The sequence below is a fragment of the Falsigemmobacter intermedius genome (genome assembly GCF_004054105.1).
Classification (GTDB): Bacteria; Pseudomonadota; Alphaproteobacteria; order Rhodobacterales; family Rhodobacteraceae; genus Wagnerdoeblera; species Wagnerdoeblera intermedia.
Window position 1 is genome coordinate 70,941 of sequence record NZ_SBLC01000016.1, and the last position, 15,734, is coordinate 86,674.

14 protein-coding genes are annotated in these 15,734 nt (G+C 63.9%); 10 read left to right on the forward strand and 4 right to left on the reverse strand.

The annotated features are described in order from the left end of the window. Positions 1-9: 9 nt before the first annotated feature. The 6 genes from EP867_RS12260 (at position 10) to EP867_RS12285 (ending at position 8,263) form a co-directional block, all read left to right on the forward strand. Positions 10-1,569 (forward strand): long-chain-fatty-acid--CoA ligase, encoded by a 1,560-nt coding sequence (locus EP867_RS12260; RefSeq protein WP_128489616.1) that lies wholly within the window; start codon positions 10-12, stop codon positions 1,567-1,569. Between the two features lie 10 nt (positions 1,570-1,579). Next, the gene (locus EP867_RS12265) at positions 1,580-2,758 is read left to right on the forward strand and encodes an acyl-CoA dehydrogenase family protein (protein WP_128489618.1); all 1,179 of its coding nucleotides are present in this window, start codon (positions 1,580-1,582) and stop codon (positions 2,756-2,758) included. A gap of 12 nt (positions 2,759-2,770) precedes the next feature. After that, positions 2,771-3,937, forward strand: coding sequence for an acyl-CoA dehydrogenase family protein (locus EP867_RS12270; RefSeq protein ID WP_128489620.1), 1,167 nt, complete (start codon positions 2,771-2,773; stop codon positions 3,935-3,937). A gap of 15 nt (positions 3,938-3,952) precedes the next feature. Further along, positions 3,953-6,109: a 3-hydroxyacyl-CoA dehydrogenase NAD-binding domain-containing protein gene (locus tag EP867_RS12275; protein WP_128489622.1), complete on the forward strand. Its 2,157-nt coding sequence runs from the start codon at positions 3,953-3,955 to the stop codon at positions 6,107-6,109. 79 nt (positions 6,110-6,188) lie between these two features. Beyond that, positions 6,189-7,397, forward strand: coding sequence for an acetyl-CoA C-acetyltransferase (locus EP867_RS12280; protein ID WP_128489624.1), 1,209 nt, complete (start codon positions 6,189-6,191; stop codon positions 7,395-7,397). A 2-nt stretch (positions 7,398-7,399) separates the two neighbouring features. Next, complete coding sequence (locus EP867_RS12285; protein ID WP_128489626.1) at positions 7,400-8,263, forward strand: enoyl-CoA hydratase/isomerase family protein; 864 nt, start codon at positions 7,400-7,402, stop codon at positions 8,261-8,263. Between the two features lie 125 nt (positions 8,264-8,388). Here EP867_RS12285 and EP867_RS12290 read toward each other — a convergent pair whose 3' ends face one another. Continuing rightward, positions 8,389-9,612: a hydantoinase/carbamoylase family amidase gene (locus tag EP867_RS12290; RefSeq protein ID WP_128489628.1), complete on the reverse strand. Its 1,224-nt coding sequence runs from the start codon at positions 9,610-9,612 to the stop codon at positions 8,389-8,391. A gap of 121 nt (positions 9,613-9,733) precedes the next feature. On the opposite strand from EP867_RS12290, the gene EP867_RS12295 reads away from it, so the two are divergent. Beyond that, positions 9,734-9,928: a hypothetical protein gene (locus EP867_RS12295; protein WP_128489630.1), complete on the forward strand. Its 195-nt coding sequence runs from the start codon at positions 9,734-9,736 to the stop codon at positions 9,926-9,928. 88 nt (positions 9,929-10,016) lie between these two features. Here EP867_RS12295 and EP867_RS12300 read toward each other — a convergent pair whose 3' ends face one another. Genes EP867_RS12300 through EP867_RS12310 form a run of 3 tightly spaced genes read right to left on the reverse strand, consistent with a single transcriptional unit; the run spans position 10,017 to position 12,919 of the window. After that, a complete protein-coding gene (locus EP867_RS12300) occupies positions 10,017-11,321 on the reverse strand; it encodes a TRAP transporter large permease (protein ID WP_128489632.1) in 1,305 nt (434 codons plus the stop codon). Continuing rightward, positions 11,318-11,872: a TRAP transporter small permease gene (locus EP867_RS12305; protein WP_128489634.1), complete on the reverse strand. Its 555-nt coding sequence runs from the start codon at positions 11,870-11,872 to the stop codon at positions 11,318-11,320. The genes EP867_RS12300 and EP867_RS12305 overlap by 4 nt, the downstream gene beginning before the upstream one ends. 57 nt (positions 11,873-11,929) lie before the next feature. Next, entirely contained in the window at positions 11,930-12,919 is a 990-nt protein-coding gene (locus EP867_RS12310; protein ID WP_128489636.1) for a TRAP transporter substrate-binding protein, read from the reverse strand. 170 nt (positions 12,920-13,089) lie between these two features. On the opposite strand from EP867_RS12310, the gene EP867_RS12315 reads away from it, so the two are divergent. Genes EP867_RS12315 through lhgO form a run of 3 tightly spaced genes read left to right on the forward strand, consistent with a single transcriptional unit; the run spans position 13,090 to position 15,646 of the window. Beyond that, positions 13,090-13,782 carry an MBL fold metallo-hydrolase gene (locus tag EP867_RS12315; protein WP_128489638.1) on the forward strand — a complete coding sequence of 231 codons (693 nt, stop codon included), beginning with the start codon at positions 13,090-13,092 and terminating at the stop codon, positions 13,780-13,782. Beyond that, a complete protein-coding gene (locus EP867_RS12320; RefSeq protein ID WP_128489641.1) occupies positions 13,779-14,459 on the forward strand; it encodes a GntR family transcriptional regulator in 681 nt (226 codons plus the stop codon). The genes EP867_RS12315 and EP867_RS12320 overlap by 4 nt, the downstream gene beginning before the upstream one ends. Next, positions 14,456-15,646, forward strand: a complete 1,191-nt coding sequence (lhgO, locus tag EP867_RS12325) for an L-2-hydroxyglutarate oxidase (protein ID WP_128489643.1) — start codon at positions 14,456-14,458, stop codon at positions 15,644-15,646. Before EP867_RS12320 ends, lhgO begins: the two co-directional genes overlap by 4 nt. Positions 15,647-15,734: the final 88 nt, after the last annotated feature.

Here is a 15,734-nt window from a genome sequence, read left to right on the forward strand (position 1 = left end):
GAGAGAGACATGCATCTGACCGCCGCCATCCACCGCGACGCGCGCGAACAGCCCCATCAGCCCGCCACGATCTGTGGCGACCGCATCCGCACCCGGGCCGAGCTGAAAGACCGCGTCTCGCGTCTGGCCGCCGCTCTGCGCGGATTTGGGATCCGCGACGGCGAGAGGATCGGCATTTTGTCGATGAACTCAGACCGTTACATCGAATATATCTTCGCGACCCTCTGGGCGGGCGGGGTGCTCAACGCCGTCAATATCCGCTGGTCGGCCAAAGAGATCGCCTTTTCTCTTGATGACTGCGACACCCGCGTGCTGCTGGTCGATGACAGCTTTGCCCCCATGGTGCCCGAGCTACGCCGCCTGTCGCAAAAGCTGGAAACCGTCATATATATGAGCGAGGGCAGCGCCCCCGCGCCGGAAGGCAGCCATGATTATGAGCGCCTGATCGCCACCCATGACCCCTGCGAAGATGCCCTGCGCGGTGGCAGCGATCTGGCGGCGATTTTCTACACCGGCGGCACCACCGGCACGCCGAAAGGCGTGATGCTCAGCCATCAGAACCTGATGATGGATGCGCTTGGCCTGACGGCGGGGGCGGATCATGGCGGCTCGGCCCCGGGTCTGCATGTCGCGCCGCTTTTTCACATCGGCGGCATGGCGGTGGTGGTGCAGTTCAGCCTGCGCCGTGCGCCCCATGTGCTGATCCCGGCCTTTGACGCGGCTGAGACGCTTCGCCTGATTGAGAAATGGAAGATCGGCGATATTTTCACCGTGCCCACCATGCTGCGCCGTCTGATTGACCACCCCGATCACGCGATCCGCGACACCTCCAGCCTGCGCTCCATCCGTTACGGGGCGGCGCCCATCGATCAGACGCTTCTGCAGGCGGCGATGAAGGCCTTTCCATCGGCCGGGTTCCTGCAGGTCTATGGCCAGACCGAAGCCTCGCCGGTGGTCGCGGCACTCGCGCCGGAGCTGCACACCGCCGATCCTTCGGTGCGCCACATGGCCTCTGCCGGACGCTCGATCCCGACAGCGGAGATCACCATCCGCGATGAAGAGGACCGCGAAGTTCCCCCCGGCACCGTGGGAGAAATCTGCGTGCGCGGCCCGACCGTGATGCTGGGCTACTGGAACCGCCCCGAAGAGACCGCCCATGCCCTGCGCACCGGCTGGCTGCACACCGGCGATGCGGGGATGATGGATGAAGAGGGCTTCGTCTATGTCGTTGACCGGGTGAAGGATATCATCATCACCGGGGGCGAGAACGTCTATTCCACCGAAGTGGAGAACGTCCTCGCACGTCACCCTGCCGTGCAGTTCTGCGCCGTGATCGGCGTCCCGGACCCGGAATGGGGCGAGCGGGTCCATGCCGTTCTGGTTCTGCATGAGGGGCAAAGCGCCTCAGAGGCAGAGTTCAAAGCCCTCTGCAAAGCCGAAATCGCCGGGTTCAAATGCCCGCGCAGCTTTGAGTTCCGCAGCGAGATGCCGCTTTCGCCTGCGGGCAAGATCCTGAAACGAGAGCTGCGTGAGAGCTTCTGGCAGGGCCAGAGCCGCCGCGTCGGCTGAGGATTGAGTGATGACTGATTTTCCTGCCCTGCCGCGGGCCTTCACGCCCGAGCAGATCCAGTTTCGTGCCTCCGTCCGCCGCCTGATGGAAAGCGAATTTGCCCCGCAGACCGCGCGCTGGCGCGAGCAGGGGTTTGTCGATCCGGCTGCCATGACGCGCCTCGGCGCAGAGGGGCTTTTGCTGCTCTGGGCCGAAGAAGACTATGGCGGTCTGGGCCTGCGCGATCTGCGCTTTGTGCAGGTGTTGCAGGAAGAAACCGTCCGCGCCTGCGGAGCCGGCTTCTTCCACAACGCCCATTCCATGCTCGTCGGCCCCTATCTCGACCATTTCGCCACGCCTGAGCAAAAGGCGAGGTGGCTTCCCGGCGCGGTTTCGGGTGAGGTGATCCTGGGGATTGCCATGACAGAGCCGGACACCGGCTCTGATCTGGCAGCCATCCGCACCAAAGCGGAGGATATGGGCGATCACTGGCGGTTAAACGGGGCCAAGACCTTCATTTCATATGGCGTGACAGGCAGTCTTTTTGTGGTGGCGGCGAAGACCGGAACGGGGCGCGGGCAGATTTCGCTCTTTCTTGTCCCCTCGGATGCGCCGGGATTCTCGCGTGGTCAGCATCTCAAAAAGATCGGTCTGCATGAGCAGGACACAGGGGAGATCCTCTTCACCGATCTGCGCCTGCCCAAGGACGCCCTCCTGGGCCAGGAGGGGCAGGGCTTTGCCCATATGACAAAGCTTCTCGCGGTTGAGCGGCTGATGTCGGCCATCACCAGCCAGGCCCATGCGCAGACCGCCTTTGATCTGACCCATCAGTATCTTCTCGACCGCCGCGCTTTTGGAAAACCCATCGGGGCCTTTCAGAATTCGCGCTTCCGCATGGCAGAGATGCGCGCGAAACTTGATGCGATGCAGGCCTTTGTCGACGCCTGCGTGCTTGAGGCCAATGAGGGGGCGCTGTCGCCTGAGGCTTCCGCCGCGGCCAAATATGCCACCTCCGTGCTGGAGGGTGAGGTGATGGATCAGTGTCTGCAGTTCCACGGCGGCATGGGCTTCATGGAAGAGACCCGGGTGGCGCGGATGTGGACCGATGCCCGGATCGCCCGCATCTATGCCGGGACCAATGAAATCATGCTCGAAATCATCGGCCGGAGCCTGGGTCTGGGCGATCCGCGCCCGGCGAAACCGCAGTAAGGGGGAGAGAGGATGTCTCTTTTGAAACGCCGCCATCTGACCCCCGACCATGAGGCCTTCCGCGACTCCGTGCGCCGCTGGGCCATGGCGGAACTGACCCCGCACGTAGAGGCCTGGCGCAGCGCCGGGGCCGTCAGCCGCGACGCCTATCTGAGCGCGGGTGCCCAGGGCTATCTGCTGATGTGGGCGCCTGAGGACTACGGCGGGCTTGGCCTGACCGATCAGCGCTATGACCAGGTCCTGCAGGAGGAAGTCATCCGCCACAGCGATCCGGGGTTTTACCAGAACCTTCACAGCCAGGTGGTCGGGCCCTATTTAGGCAATCTCGGCTCCGAGGAGCTGAAGACGCGGCTGATGCCCAGAGCGATCTCCGGCGAATGCATCCTGGCCGTGGCCATGACCGAACCCAATGCCGGTTCAGATCTGGCCAATCTGAAAACCCGCGCCGTGGACTGCGGCGATCACTGGGAGATCTCCGGTCAGAAAACCTATATTTCCAACGGCATCCTGGCAGACGCGGTCGTCGTGGCGGCACGGACCGACATCGGCGGGCGTAGAACCCTCGGGCTCTTCATGGTAGAGCGCGGGATGGAGGGTTTTTCGCGGGGGCAGAAGCTGCGCAAGCTGGGGCTCGATGCCCAGGACACGGCAGAGCTGTTCTTTGACCGGGTGAAAGTGCCCAAAAGCCATGTGCTGGGCGATCCGGCTGAGGGCTTTGTCAATCTGGCCCGACACCTCGCCAATGAGCGGCTGCATGTGGCCATCGGATCGCTCACCCATGCGCAGACGGCTTTTGATCTGACGATGGACTATATCACCAGCCGTCAGGCCTTCGGTCAGCCGATCGGCAGTTTTCAGGAAAGCCGCTTTGTCATGGCGCGGTTGCGGGTCGATCTGGATGTGGCTCAGGCCTTTGTCGATGCCTGTGTCATGGCCCATAACGACCGCCGGTTGAGTGCGGAAGTCGCCGCTGAGGCGAAACTTCAGGCCAGCGAGCTGGAGCAGCGGGTCATCTCGGCCTGTCTGCAACTGCACGGCGGGGCGGGCTATATGGAGGAATACCGCATCTCGCGCATGTTCCGCGATGCCCGGATCGCGCCGATCTACGGCGGGACCTCTGAAATCATGAAAGAAATCATCAGCCGCGGGATGGGCCTTGACGCCCGCCGGCTCACCTGACCCCTTGGAGGACGCATGAGCACGACGATCTGGCAGGGGGCTCAGACCACCCTTTCTCTGGCGGCGGACGGCCTGGCCATCTTTCGCATCACCCAGGAAGGCGCGCCCTTCAATACCCTGGGCGCGGCTTTGCACCGCGACCTCGCCGCACTGGTCGCAGAGGTCATCGCGCGCAGCGAAATCCGCGCGCTGCTGATGACCTCGGGCAAGCCCGACTTCGTTGTCGGGGCCGATATTTCGGAATTTGGCAGCCTCTTTGCCCAGGATGAGGCGGGGATCATCGCCACCAATGCCCCGCTTCAGAGCGGCTTTTCGGCGCTGGCCGATCTGCGGGTGCCGGTGGTGGTGGCCATCGGGGGCATGGCGCTCGGCGGCGGGCTGGAACTGGCACTTTGCGCCGATGCGCGGGTGGTGTCAGAGAAGGCGCTTCTCGGGGTGCCGGAAGTGAAGCTCGGCCTTTTTCCGGGCCTTGGCGGCACGGTGCGTCTGCCGCGTCTGACCGGTGTCGAGGAGGCGATGAAGATGATCGCCTCGGGCGCGCCGGTGCCGGGGGCAAAGGCGCTGGCCATCGGGCTGGCCGATGAGCTGGTCCCGGCAGAAGAACTGGAGGCCCGGGCAGGCGCGCTGGCGCTGCGGCTGGCCGGGGATCCTGCCGGTCTGGCCGAACGCCGCCGGCTGCTGCGCGGCCCGGTGGCGGGGGCTGAGGCCGTTGACTTCGACAGGCTGATCGCCGCGACGCGCAAAGCCTCTCCCCCGCATCAGCCGGCGGCGGTCTGTGCGGCTGAGATGATGGAAAACACCAGCCGCCTCAGCCGCGATGAGGCACTTCAGATCGAAACGGCGCGTTTTGCAGCCCTGGCGCGCAGCCAGGCCGCCAATGCGCTGACCGGCACGTTCTTTGCAGAGCGTCAGGTCAAAAAGGCCGCGCAGAAAGCTGCGGGGGATGCGCCGCGCGTCTCCTCGCTCTATGTGCTCGGGGCCGGGATCATGGGCGGCGGCATTGCCTGGACGGCCGCCCGCGCGGGCATGGAGGTGCGCGTCAAAGACATCTCAGAGGCCGCCCTTCAAAAAGCCATGGAAGAAGCCCGGCGCCTGGCCGCACGCGAGGTTGCCCGGGGCCGTCTGAGCGAAGAAAAAGCGCAAGCCTGCCTTGCCCGCATCCGCACTCAGACCGACGACAATGGCGCAGATCAGGCCGATCTCGTCATTGAAGCGGTGGTCGAAAAGCTGGAGGTGAAGCGCCAGGTGCTGGCCGCCCTTGAGCCACTGCTGCGGGCGGATGCGGTGATCGCGACCAATACCTCCTCACTGCGGGTCGGCGATATTGCCGCCGCGCTGGCCGATCCGGGGCGTCTGGTGGGGATGCATTTCTTTAATCCCGTCCCGGTCATGCCGCTTCTTGAGGTGGTGCGCGTAAAGGCGACCCGGCCTGAGGCGCTGGCCCTTGCGGTGCGCTGCGGGCTTGATCTGAAAAAGACCCCGGTGGTGGTCTCAGATTGCCCCGGCTTCCTCGTGAACCGCATTCTGACGGCCTATATCAATGCTTTCACCCGTCTGGTCGCTGAGGGCGTGGACTTCCGCGCCATTGACCGCGCCATGGAGGCCTGGGGCTGGCCCATGGGCCCGGCGCTGCTGGAAGACGTCGTTGGCATGGACACCGGAGCCCATGTGATCGAGGTGATCAGCGCGGGTTATCCTGAGCGGATGGCGGCGGATTACCCCGATGTCATCGCGGCCATGGCCCGGGCAGGGCGCCTTGGTCAGAAATCCGGCGCCGGTTTCTACGCCTGGAGCCGGGGCAGCGACGGGCGTCTGACCCGCGCAGAGGATCCGCAGGCGGACCGGCTTGTCGAAGGCCTCACCGGCGGGGTGGTGAAAACCCTCTCAGAGGCGGAGATCACTGAGCGGCTGATGCTGCCCACGCTGCTTGAGGCCATCTGCGCCCTTGAAGAAGGGGTCGTCGGCAGCGCGGCAGAACTGGATCAGGCGCTTTTGCTGGGGATCGGCTTTCCCGCCTATGCCGGGGGGGCGCTGCGCTATGCCGACTGGATCGGCGCGAAGGCGCTGCTGGCGCGGGCAGAGGCTCTTTGCGCCGGTCCCGCAGGAGCTGCCGCCGCACCGCCCGCGCTTTTGCGCGAAAAAGCCCGCGACAACGGGCGGTTCTACGGCTGAATGCCGCGCCGCCTGAGCCTCCGGCCGGTCTTTGTCCGGCGGGGGGCTTCCCCCTTCCCATGCCCTGCCAGGATCAGCCATGAGCGATGCCTTCATCTTTGACCATCTGCGCAGCCCGCGCGGCAAGGGCCGCCCCGATGGCAGCCTGCACGAAATCACACCAGTCCGTCTGACCGTGCAGATGCTTCAGGCCCTGGAGCGGCGCAACGGGCTCGACACGGCTTTGATCGATGATCTGGTCTGGGGCGTGGTCTCCCCGGTCGGAGAGCAGGGCTGCAACCTGCCGCGGGTCGCGGCCCTTCAGGCAGGCTATGCCGAAACGGTGGCAGGCTTTCAACTGAACCGCTTTTGCGCCTCAGGGCTTGAGGCGGTGAACCTTGCTGCGGCGCGGGTGAAGGCCGGAGAAAGCGATGCCATCGTCGCAGGCGGCACCGAGATGATGAGCCGCGTGCCGATCTTCTCAGACGGCGGGGCCTGTTACTCAGATCCGAACACCAATTGGGAGACCTGGTATATCCCCCAGGGCATCGGCGCGGATCTGATTGCCACGATGGAAGGTTTCACCCGTGAAGACGCTGATGCCTTCGCGGTGGAAAGCCAGAGACGCGCGGCCCATGCTCAAGGGGCAGGCTGGTTTGACCGCTCTGTTGAGCCGGTCCGCGATCTGGTGGGCCGCGTGGTGCTGGCCAGAGACGAATATCTGCGCCCCGGCACCGGCATGGCTGATCTGGCGCGCCTGAAACCTGCCTTTGCCGCCATGGGCGCGGCAGAGGGTCTGGATGCGGTGATGCTGCAGAAATACCCTGAGGTGGCCCGGATTGAGCATGTGCACACCGGCGGCAATTCCTCAGGGATCGTGGATGGCTCTGCGGCCGTTCTGGTGGGCAATGCCGCCTTTGGCGCGGCATCCGGGCTGAAACCGCGCGCGCGGATCCGGGGGGCCGCCTCCATCGGATCGGAGCCTGCGATCATGCTGACCGGACCGGGGCCCGTGACGCGCAAACTTCTCGCCCGGACGGGGATGCGCATTGAAGATATTGATCTTTTTGAAGTCAATGAGGCCTTCGCCTCTGTGGTGCTGCGCTATATGCGCGAGATGGAGCTCGACCCCGCAAGGGTGAATGTTGCGGGCGGCTCCATCGCGCTTGGCCATCCTTTGGGGGCCACGGGGGCGATGATCCTTGGCACCGTTCTGGATGAACTGGAGCGGCGGGATCTGAACACCGCCCTCATCACCCTTTGCGCGGCGGCCGGAATGGCCTCAGCCATGATTATTGAGCGGGTCTGAGCATGACGATGATCACTTTTATCCGCGACGACGCGGGCCTGGCCCTGCTGCGCTTTGACTTCGGCGGGGCGGCAGACGGGATCTTTTCGAAGGCCTTTCTCAGGGAGCTTGACGCCGCGGTGACGCGCGTGGCGCAGGAGGAGGACCTGACCGGCGTGATCCTTCTCCTCAAAGATGCCGGGCCGGAGATGGAGGCCGCAGAGATCCGTGCCCGGTTTTCCCTGCAGGGCACGGCGGTCGGGAGATCGGATCAGCTGCGCGCGGCCGGCGCGGTGCTGCGCCGTCTTGAGACCTGCGGCAGGCCGGTTGTTGCGGCGATCTGCGGTTCTGCGACCGGGGCCGGGTTTGAACTGGCGCTGGCCTGCCACCGCCGGATCGCGCTGAACGATCCCGACAGTCTGTTTGGCCTTTCGCAGGTGCGCTCGGGGCTGATGCCTGCTCTGGGCGGTACGCAGCGACTGCCGCGACTGATCTCCATTCCCAAAGCCCTGCCGCTTTTGCTGGAGGGGCAGCTTCTTGCGCCTGAAGACGCGCTGGCGGCGGGCCTGGTGCATGAACTGGCCGGGACGCCGGAGGATCTGATGGCCAGGGCCGCCGCCTGGTGTCTGAGCGCCCCCGCAGCGCAGCAGCCCTGGGACGTGAAGGGCTTTCGCATCCCGGGCGGCACGGGGCCGCTGGCCCCCTTTGCAACGCGGGAGTTTCAGAACGGGACCTCACGGCTGAAAGCGGCGTCCGGGGACAACCCCGCGCCGCGCGCCATCCTCTCTGCGGTCTATGAAGGGACGCTTCTCCCGATCGATACCGCGTTGAAAATTGAGGCAGATTTCTGCGCGGTGCTGCTTGGGGGCGGGGCGGGCGCAGCCTGACGCGGCTGTTGCCTGATTGCCGGGCGGCGGCGGCGGGGCTTCCCGCCGCGGCCCCTGCATCCGCGGCGCAGGCTTACCCCTCAGGCATGGCCGCGCTGCGAAACACGTGCAACGCGAAGGGCCCTTCAGCCCTGCGTCCGGCAATATCGGCAGATGGCCTCTGCCGCCACATGGAGGCCAAGCTCAAGATCGGCGCGGGCGGTGTCTTCGGCAAAGCTGTGGCTGATCCCCGCGATGGAGGGCACAAAGAGCATTGCCATGGGCATCCGCTCTGACAGATTGGCCGCATCATGCAAAGCGCCCGAGGTCATCACCCGCCATTTCCCCGGCGCAAGCTCTCCGGCCGCCTGTGACAGCGCCGCCACGAGGCCGGGATCGCTGAGGGTGGGGGGCAGGCTGTCGCAGCCAAAGCGCTCCCATGTCAGTTTTTTTTCTGCCGCGACTTCTTCGGCGGTCGCATAGATGATGTCGCGCATCTGATCGAGGCGGGCCTCCTCACCATCGCGCCACTGCAGGGTGAAATCAGCCCGGCCTGGCACCACGGAATTGGCATTGGGCTGCAGATCGACCCGCCCGATGGTCCAGACCGTCGCCGGGGTGGCCTCCTCCGCCAGCCGCTCATTGAGGCGGGTGGCCAGGGTGACAAGACCCTGAAAGGCATCGCGGCGCAGATGCATCAGCGTCGTTCCCGCGTGGTTCTGCTCTCCGGTGAAGCGCATCCGCTCAGTCCGGATGCCGACGATGGCCCCGACCACGCCGATCTGCTCACCGGCAAGATCGAGCAGGCCGCCCTGTTCGATATGCAGCTCCAGAAAGCCGTGAAACCGCTCAGGCGAGACCGCGCGCGGGGCGGGCAGGCGGTCGCGGCTGACCCGTGCCTGCGCGAGGCTGAGACCATCGTCGTCACAGCCAAGGTCTGCTTCTTCTAGGCTCAGCGCGCCGGTCCAGTAGCGCGAACCGATCAGATTGCCAAAGCGCCCCTCTTCATCCTGAAACGAGACGCAGGCGATCGGCGGGCCGCCCTGTTCCAGGCTGGCCCTCGCAAGCTCAAGCCCGGCAATGACGCCGTAAGCCCCGTCGAGCCAGCCCCCTTCCGGCTGCGTATCGCTGTGCGAGCCGACCAGAAGCGCGGGCGCATTGCCCGGCGGCAGGCCGAACACATTGCCCAGGGCATCGACAGAGACCTCAAGCCCCGCCTCTTCCATGCGATGCACCAGCCAGGCCCGCGCGTCAATATCAGCCTCAGAGAAGGCCGGACGCACGACGCCCGTGCTGACCCGGCCGATCTCCCGAAGGGCGTCCAGGTCACGAAGCAGGCGTTTGCTGTCAGCGATAAAGGTGGCGGCCATGAGAGGATCACTTCCGTATGTCTGGGCAGAACGGGCATGCCTGCGCGGCGAAACCGGTGCTGTTGCAGGGCTGAGGAAAGGTATAGGGAGGCCTCTGATATCCCTCAATCCGCATCTTCCCATGTTTCGTGAAAAACCTCTGACCCTGCCCGCTGCCAGCCCCTTTGTGCGGCTGATTGCCGGGGCTGCGCCGGACGCCAGGGCCGCATTGAAGCTTCCCGAGGCCCTGCGAGGGAGGGCAGAGCCGAAGCCTGCCTTCGATCTTCAGGCCGCCCAGCACAACCTGCGAAAGGCCTTTCTGCCGTCAAAAGGCTGAGGTTGAGGAGACATCCGGGAGATGAGTGCCAGAGGAAAAGGCACCGCATCCCCGGATGCGGTGCCCTGTCTCAGATCAGCGCCCCGGCTTAAAGATCATACATCAGCGAGGGCAGAACCGAGACGATCTGCGGCATCACGGTGATCAGGATCAGCGCAAGGATCAGCAGCAGGAAGAAGGGCAGCGCCGCTTTGGACAGCCACCACAGATCCCGCCCCGTCATGCCCTGAAGCACAAAGAGGTTCAGACCGACCGGCGGGGTCAGCTGACCCATCTCAACCACCATCACGAGGAAGATCCCGAACCAGATCGGATCAATGCCCGCCTGCAGGATCGTCGGCAGCAGGACGGCGGTGGTCAGCACCACAATCGAGACCCCGTCGAGGAAGCAGCCCAGCCCCACGAAGAAGATGGCCAGCGCAAAGATCAGCGTCCCGTTGCTCAGCCCCATGCCACCGATCCAGGCCGCGATCCGGGCGGGCAGACCCGAGTAGCCCATTGAAAGCGTGAGGAAAGCCGCACCCGCCATGATGAAGGCGATCATTGCCGAGGACATGGTGGCGGCAATCGCGCTGTCTTTGAAGCTCGCCCAGCTCAGATCGCCGAACCACCAGCTCAGCAGCAGCGACAGCACCACGCCCACGGCTGCGGAATCCGTCGGCGAGGCCCAGCCCAGATAAATCGAGCCGATGACGCCCCCGATCAGCAGCGTGATCGGGATCAGCGAGCCGGAGCGGCGCAGTTTGGTTATGAAGGGCAGGGCCGGGTCTTTCGCAGGCACCTTTGACGGGTTCAGCATCGACCAGAGGCTGATATAGCCCATATAAAGGGCGACGATCAGCAGCCCCGGCAGAACGCCTGCCATGAACAGCCGCGCAATCGACTGTTCCGCCGCCACGCCATAGACGATCAGGATAATCGAGGGCGGGATCATCAGGCCCAGCGTGCCTGAGCCTGCGATGGCCCCTAAGACCAGCTTTTCATCATAGCCGCGTTTTTGCAGCTCCGGCAGCGCAACTTTCGCCACCGTCGCACAGGTCGCGGCCGAAGAGCCGGAAACGGCGGCAAAAATGCCCGAGGCCATGATCCCGGTATGCGCCAGCCCCCCCGGCAGTGAGCGCAGCCAGGGCGAAAGCCCCTCAAAAAGGTCACGCGAGACCCGCGAGCGCAGCAGAATTTCCCCCATCCAGATGAAGAGCGGCAGCGCTGCGAGGCTCCACTCAGACGAGCTGGTCCAGAGGTTGGTCGCCAGAACCGATCCGAGCGGCGCATTGGAGAAAAGCACCATGCCGATCAGGCCGGTGATAAAGAGCGCCATCGACACCCAGACCCCGAGTGCGAGGCTGGCGATCAGCGTGCCGACCAGAATGAGAGAGAGAAGCGTGTCGCTCATTGGACGGCGTCCTCGACGGTTGTATCCGGCTTCAGCGCGGCAGACTGGCCAAAGCGAATCATTTCCACCATGGTATCGAGGCAGGAAATGAAGAAAATAATCAGACCTGCGCTCATCCCGAGCTGCGGGATCCAGAGCGGCAGTTTCACAAGGCCGCTGGCCTTATCGCCCCAGAGCCAGCTTTCATAGGTCAGATGGGCGAAGTGCCAGGCCATGAAGCCCGCAGCCACCGCTCCAAGGATCGAGACCAGGGTCAGCGTGACGCGCCGCGCGGCGAGCGGCAGACGGCCTTCCAGAATGGTCACGCGGATATGGACCGCCTGACGAAACCCATAACCCAGCGACAGAAAAGTGGCCCAGCCAAGCGCATAGCCTGAAAAGAGCGCATAAGAGGGGATCAGAAGGGTCAGCTGCACCCCGAAAAGGGCGGTCGAGATGCTGTCGATCAGGTTCAGACCAACTTGGGTGAAAACAATCGCGGCAATGGCAATCAGCGCGAGAGCCGCCAGGGCCGCGCCTGCTTTATAGAGGGTATCCAATGCGTTGCGCATGCGACCTCCGTTCGTGCGGCGAAAGCCGGTGCGGCAGGACCGCACCGGCAGGCCGGATTATTGTGCCGGAGCGGCATTGAAGGCGGCCACGAGTGCAGCACCCGTTTCACCGGCTTCTTTGGCCCATTCCGCGCCCATGGTCACACCGATCTCTTTGAGTGAGGCATTCAGCGCTTCGCTGCCGTCAGAGACCTTGATGCCCTTTTCTTCGAGGATCTTCCGCATCGCGGCGTGATCTTCAGCCGACATCTTCCAGCCACGCTCTTCAGCAGCGGCGGCTGCGTCTTTCACGATCTGCTGCAGCTCAGGTGACAGGGCGTCAAAAGCACGCTGGTTCACAACCACCACGTTTTTCGGCAGGAAGGCCGAGACGTCGTAGAAATGGGTCAGGAAGTCCCAGGCCGAGCTGTTCACCCCGGTCGAGCTGGAGGTGATCATGGCGTTCACGCGGCCGGTCGAGAAGGCCTGCGCCAGATCCGGCACTTCCACCTGAGTGGGCACCGCCCCGAGAAGCTGGGCCAGACGCTCAGTCTGGGGGCTGTAGGCGCGCATTTTCAGCCCGCGAATATCCTCAACGGTGTTGATTTCGCGGTCGGTGTAAAGACCCTGACCCGGCCACGGCACTGAGAAAAGGGCGGTCATGCGCTGCTCGCCCAGCTTCTGCCCGAGCGCCTCTTTCGAGACCGCATAAAGGCGGGCGCTTTCGTCGTAAGACGCGGCCAGGAAGGGCACGGCATCCAGCGCAAAGAGCGGATCTTCATTGGCAAGGTTCGAGATGATGAATTCCCCGATCTCAACCTGACCCGAACGCACAGCGTTTTTGATCTCAGCGTGTTTGATCAGCGAGCCTGCCGGATGTACGACGATCTTCAGCGCACCGTTAGAGGCTTTGTCGATCTCTTCTGCAAAGAGCTTGATGTTCTGGGTGTGAAAGTTCGCCTCCGGATAGGGCGTCGGCATCTGCCAGGTCGTCTGCGCGCTGACCGCGCCCGACATGAACAGACCGGCAGCCGCGGCAAAGGCGGTGGTTCTGAATGCACAGGTCATTAATTTTCCTCCCGTTACAGGTCCCTGAGGTTATTATTGATAATCAACAGTGATCTGGCAAGGAAAATTCCCTTCGCCTCCATCAGCGTCATCGGAGGCGAATTTTTATTGACATTGTAAGCCGTTCTCAGATTGATACTATTATCAATAATATTGGCGGCAGTTCGGATATGACAGCGACAGACATGGAGATCATCCTGCCCGGAAGCTCGCTGAGCTTTCGGGGCGGCTTCTTTGGCTTCTCTGCCGTGGTTCTTTTGCGCCACCCCGACGCCGGACTGATCCTTTTTGATACCGGCCATCATTCCACGCGCCACCTTCTGCTCGCAGGGCTGAAACGCGCTGGCGTCGCTCCGGCAGAGATCAGGACGGTGTTCCTGTCGCATCTGCATTTCGACCACATCGGCAATGCCGAGCTTTTTGAGGGAGCACGGTTTTTGATCCCCGCTGCCGAATGGGCCTATTGGCAGGACCCGCCGGCGGCGGATCTCTTCGGTTCAAAGCCGATCAATGCCTGGCTCGCACAGCAGAACTGCAGCTTTCTGCAGGAGGATGGCGAGATCGCTTCGGGGCTCCACTGGCGTCATGCGCCGGGCCATACCGGGGGCATCGGGCTTTTGCATTTCCAGGATGCGCAGGGGCGGCAGATCGTGGTCGCGGGCGATGCCTGCAAGACCTACCGCGAACTGGTGACCGGGCAGGGCGGCGAGGCTTTTGACCCCCTGGGCCGAACGGCGGAAACGCTTGCCTGGATACGGGAGACGGCGGATGTGGTGGTCTGTGGCCACCACCCGGTTCTGACCCGCGAGGGCCCGAACTGGGTCTGGGAGGAACTGACCACTCTGGAGCTGATCGCGCGATGAGCCCGAAGGTGAAAGACAAAGACACCGGTCTCACGGATGTGCTGGAAGCCATTGAGAGCCGGATCATCTTTGGCGAACTCAAGCCAGGCGATGAGCTGACCGAGGACGGTCTGATTGAGACGACGGGCGCCAAGCGCCATGTGGTGCGCGCGGCACTCGATCAGATGATCCGCAGCGGACTGGTCACCAAACAGCGCGGGCATTCCGCCCGGGTGCGGCGCTTCACCACGATTGAGGTCAACGAGCTTTATCACATGCGCGCCGTTCTGCACCTTGAGGCCGTGCGGATCATGCCGCTTCCGGCGGTGGCGGCAGATGTGCTGCACCTCAGAGAGATCCTGAGTGACTATGAAGCGGCGGTAGAGGCCGGGGCGGCAGCGCTGCAGATCCACCGGCTCAATGACCGCTTTCACCGCGCGATCTGGGCTCTGAGCCGCAACAGCCTGCTCGAAGAGATGATCGACGCGCTGAACATCCGCTCAGCGGCGATCCGGTCTCATGGGATCACCCATGCAGGCTGGTTAAGCCAGGCCCGGATTGAACACCGCGAAATGATCGATGTGATTGAGCGCGGCGATCGGGACCGGCTTGCGCGCCTCGTGGTGGATCACATGCATCCGACGCGGCGGATCTGGGAGGATATGCACGGAATGAAGGGCGGAGACCAACAGCGATGAGCACCACTTACGATTATCTGATCATCGGGGCAGGGATCCTCGGCGCAGCCCTTGGGGCCGAGATCACTCGGCGCAAACCCGGCGCCCGCATTCTCATTGCCGAAAAAGAGGCGACCCATGCCTTCCACCAGACCGGCCGCAACTCAGGGGTGGTGCATTCGGGGGTCTATTACACCCCCGGCTCGCTGAAGGCCCGCTTTTGCCGCGAGGGGCTGGAGGAGACCCGCGCCTTTTGTCAGACCCATGGCATCGGCTATGACGCGCGCGGCAAGCTGATCGTCGCCACCAATGCACTGGAAGAAAGCCGCCTTGGCAATCTTGAGACCCGGGCCGTCGAAAACGGGGTGATCGCAGAACGCCACGACCGTCAGAGCGTCGCGCGGCTTGAGCCGAATATCAACGGCGTTGCGGCACTGCATATCCCCTCAACGGCCATCGTGGATTACAAAGGCGTCACCGGGCAACTTCTTCGCGCGGTCGAAGCGGCAGGGGGGGAGATCCGCTTTAACGCAGAGGTCAGTGCGGTTGAGGCCGTCGGGGATCATTACCGCGCCACCGTGGGCGCAGAGGTGATTGAGGCCGGGCGTATCATTGCCTGCTCGGGCCTGGCCTCAGACCGGGTGGCGCGGATGCTGGGGATCGATCCGGGCGTGCGCATCCTGCCGTTCCGCGGCGAATATTTCGTGCTGCCCCGTGCACTGGACAGCATCGTTCACCGCATGATCTACCCGGTTCCGGACCCGAACCTGCCCTTCCTTGGCGTCCATCTGACACCGATGATCGACGGCACGACCACGGTGGGGCCAAATGCTGTCCTGTCGCTCGCGCGCGAGAAATACGGTCATCTGAGCGTGAACCTGCGCGATGCGCGGGATGCGCTTTTCTATCCCGGTCTGTGGCGGCTGCTGCGCAAACATCCCAAAGCCACCCTCGATGAAGCCTGGGCCAGCCTTTATAAGCCCGGCTATCTGAAGCTCGTGCAGAAATATGCGCCCTCCATCCGGCTCTCGGATCTGAAGGTCTATCGCTCGGCCAACCGGGCGCAGGCTGTGACGCCGGATGGCAAACTGGTCGATGACTTCCTGATCCGCTCTCACGGCGGGCTGACGGCGGTTTTGAACGCGCCCTCACCGGCAGCGACCTCGGCCCTGCCGATCGCGCGCTATATCGCGAACCAGATCGACTGAGCGTTCCCTGTCAGCGCTCCGCGCAAGGTCGTGTCGCGAAGGCTGTGGAAATTCCCTGGCGGCTTGCTCCGGGCATGTGAAATTGGCG

Excerpts from the sequence above, each read along its gene's own strand:
- EP867_RS12295 (WP_128489630.1), top strand. The coding sequence starts at position 9,734 with ATGTTTCGTGAAAAACCTCTGACCCTGCCCGCTGCCAGCCCCTTTGTG.
- EP867_RS12260 (WP_128489616.1), top strand. The coding sequence starts at position 10 with ATGCATCTGACCGCCGCCATCCACCGCGACGCGCGCGAACAGCCCCAT.
- EP867_RS12280 (WP_128489624.1), top strand. The coding sequence starts at position 6,189 with ATGAGCGATGCCTTCATCTTTGACCATCTGCGCAGCCCGCGCGGCAAG.
- EP867_RS12275 (WP_128489622.1), top strand. The coding sequence starts at position 3,953 with ATGAGCACGACGATCTGGCAGGGGGCTCAGACCACCCTTTCTCTGGCG.
- lhgO (WP_128489643.1), top strand. The coding sequence starts at position 14,456 with ATGAGCACCACTTACGATTATCTGATCATCGGGGCAGGGATCCTCGGC.
- EP867_RS12285 (WP_128489626.1), top strand. The coding sequence starts at position 7,400 with ATGACGATGATCACTTTTATCCGCGACGACGCGGGCCTGGCCCTGCTG.
- EP867_RS12290 (WP_128489628.1), bottom strand. The coding sequence starts at position 9,612 with ATGGCCGCCACCTTTATCGCTGACAGCAAACGCCTGCTTCGTGACCTG.
- EP867_RS12310 (WP_128489636.1), bottom strand. The coding sequence starts at position 12,919 with ATGACCTGTGCATTCAGAACCACCGCCTTTGCCGCGGCTGCCGGTCTG.
- EP867_RS12265 (WP_128489618.1), top strand. The coding sequence starts at position 1,580 with ATGACTGATTTTCCTGCCCTGCCGCGGGCCTTCACGCCCGAGCAGATC.
- EP867_RS12320 (WP_128489641.1), top strand. The coding sequence starts at position 13,779 with ATGAGCCCGAAGGTGAAAGACAAAGACACCGGTCTCACGGATGTGCTG.
- EP867_RS12270 (WP_128489620.1), top strand. The coding sequence starts at position 2,771 with ATGTCTCTTTTGAAACGCCGCCATCTGACCCCCGACCATGAGGCCTTC.
- EP867_RS12305 (WP_128489634.1), bottom strand. The coding sequence starts at position 11,872 with ATGCGCAACGCATTGGATACCCTCTATAAAGCAGGCGCGGCCCTGGCG.
- EP867_RS12315 (WP_128489638.1), top strand. The coding sequence starts at position 13,090 with ATGACAGCGACAGACATGGAGATCATCCTGCCCGGAAGCTCGCTGAGC.
- EP867_RS12300 (WP_128489632.1), bottom strand. The coding sequence starts at position 11,321 with ATGAGCGACACGCTTCTCTCTCTCATTCTGGTCGGCACGCTGATCGCC.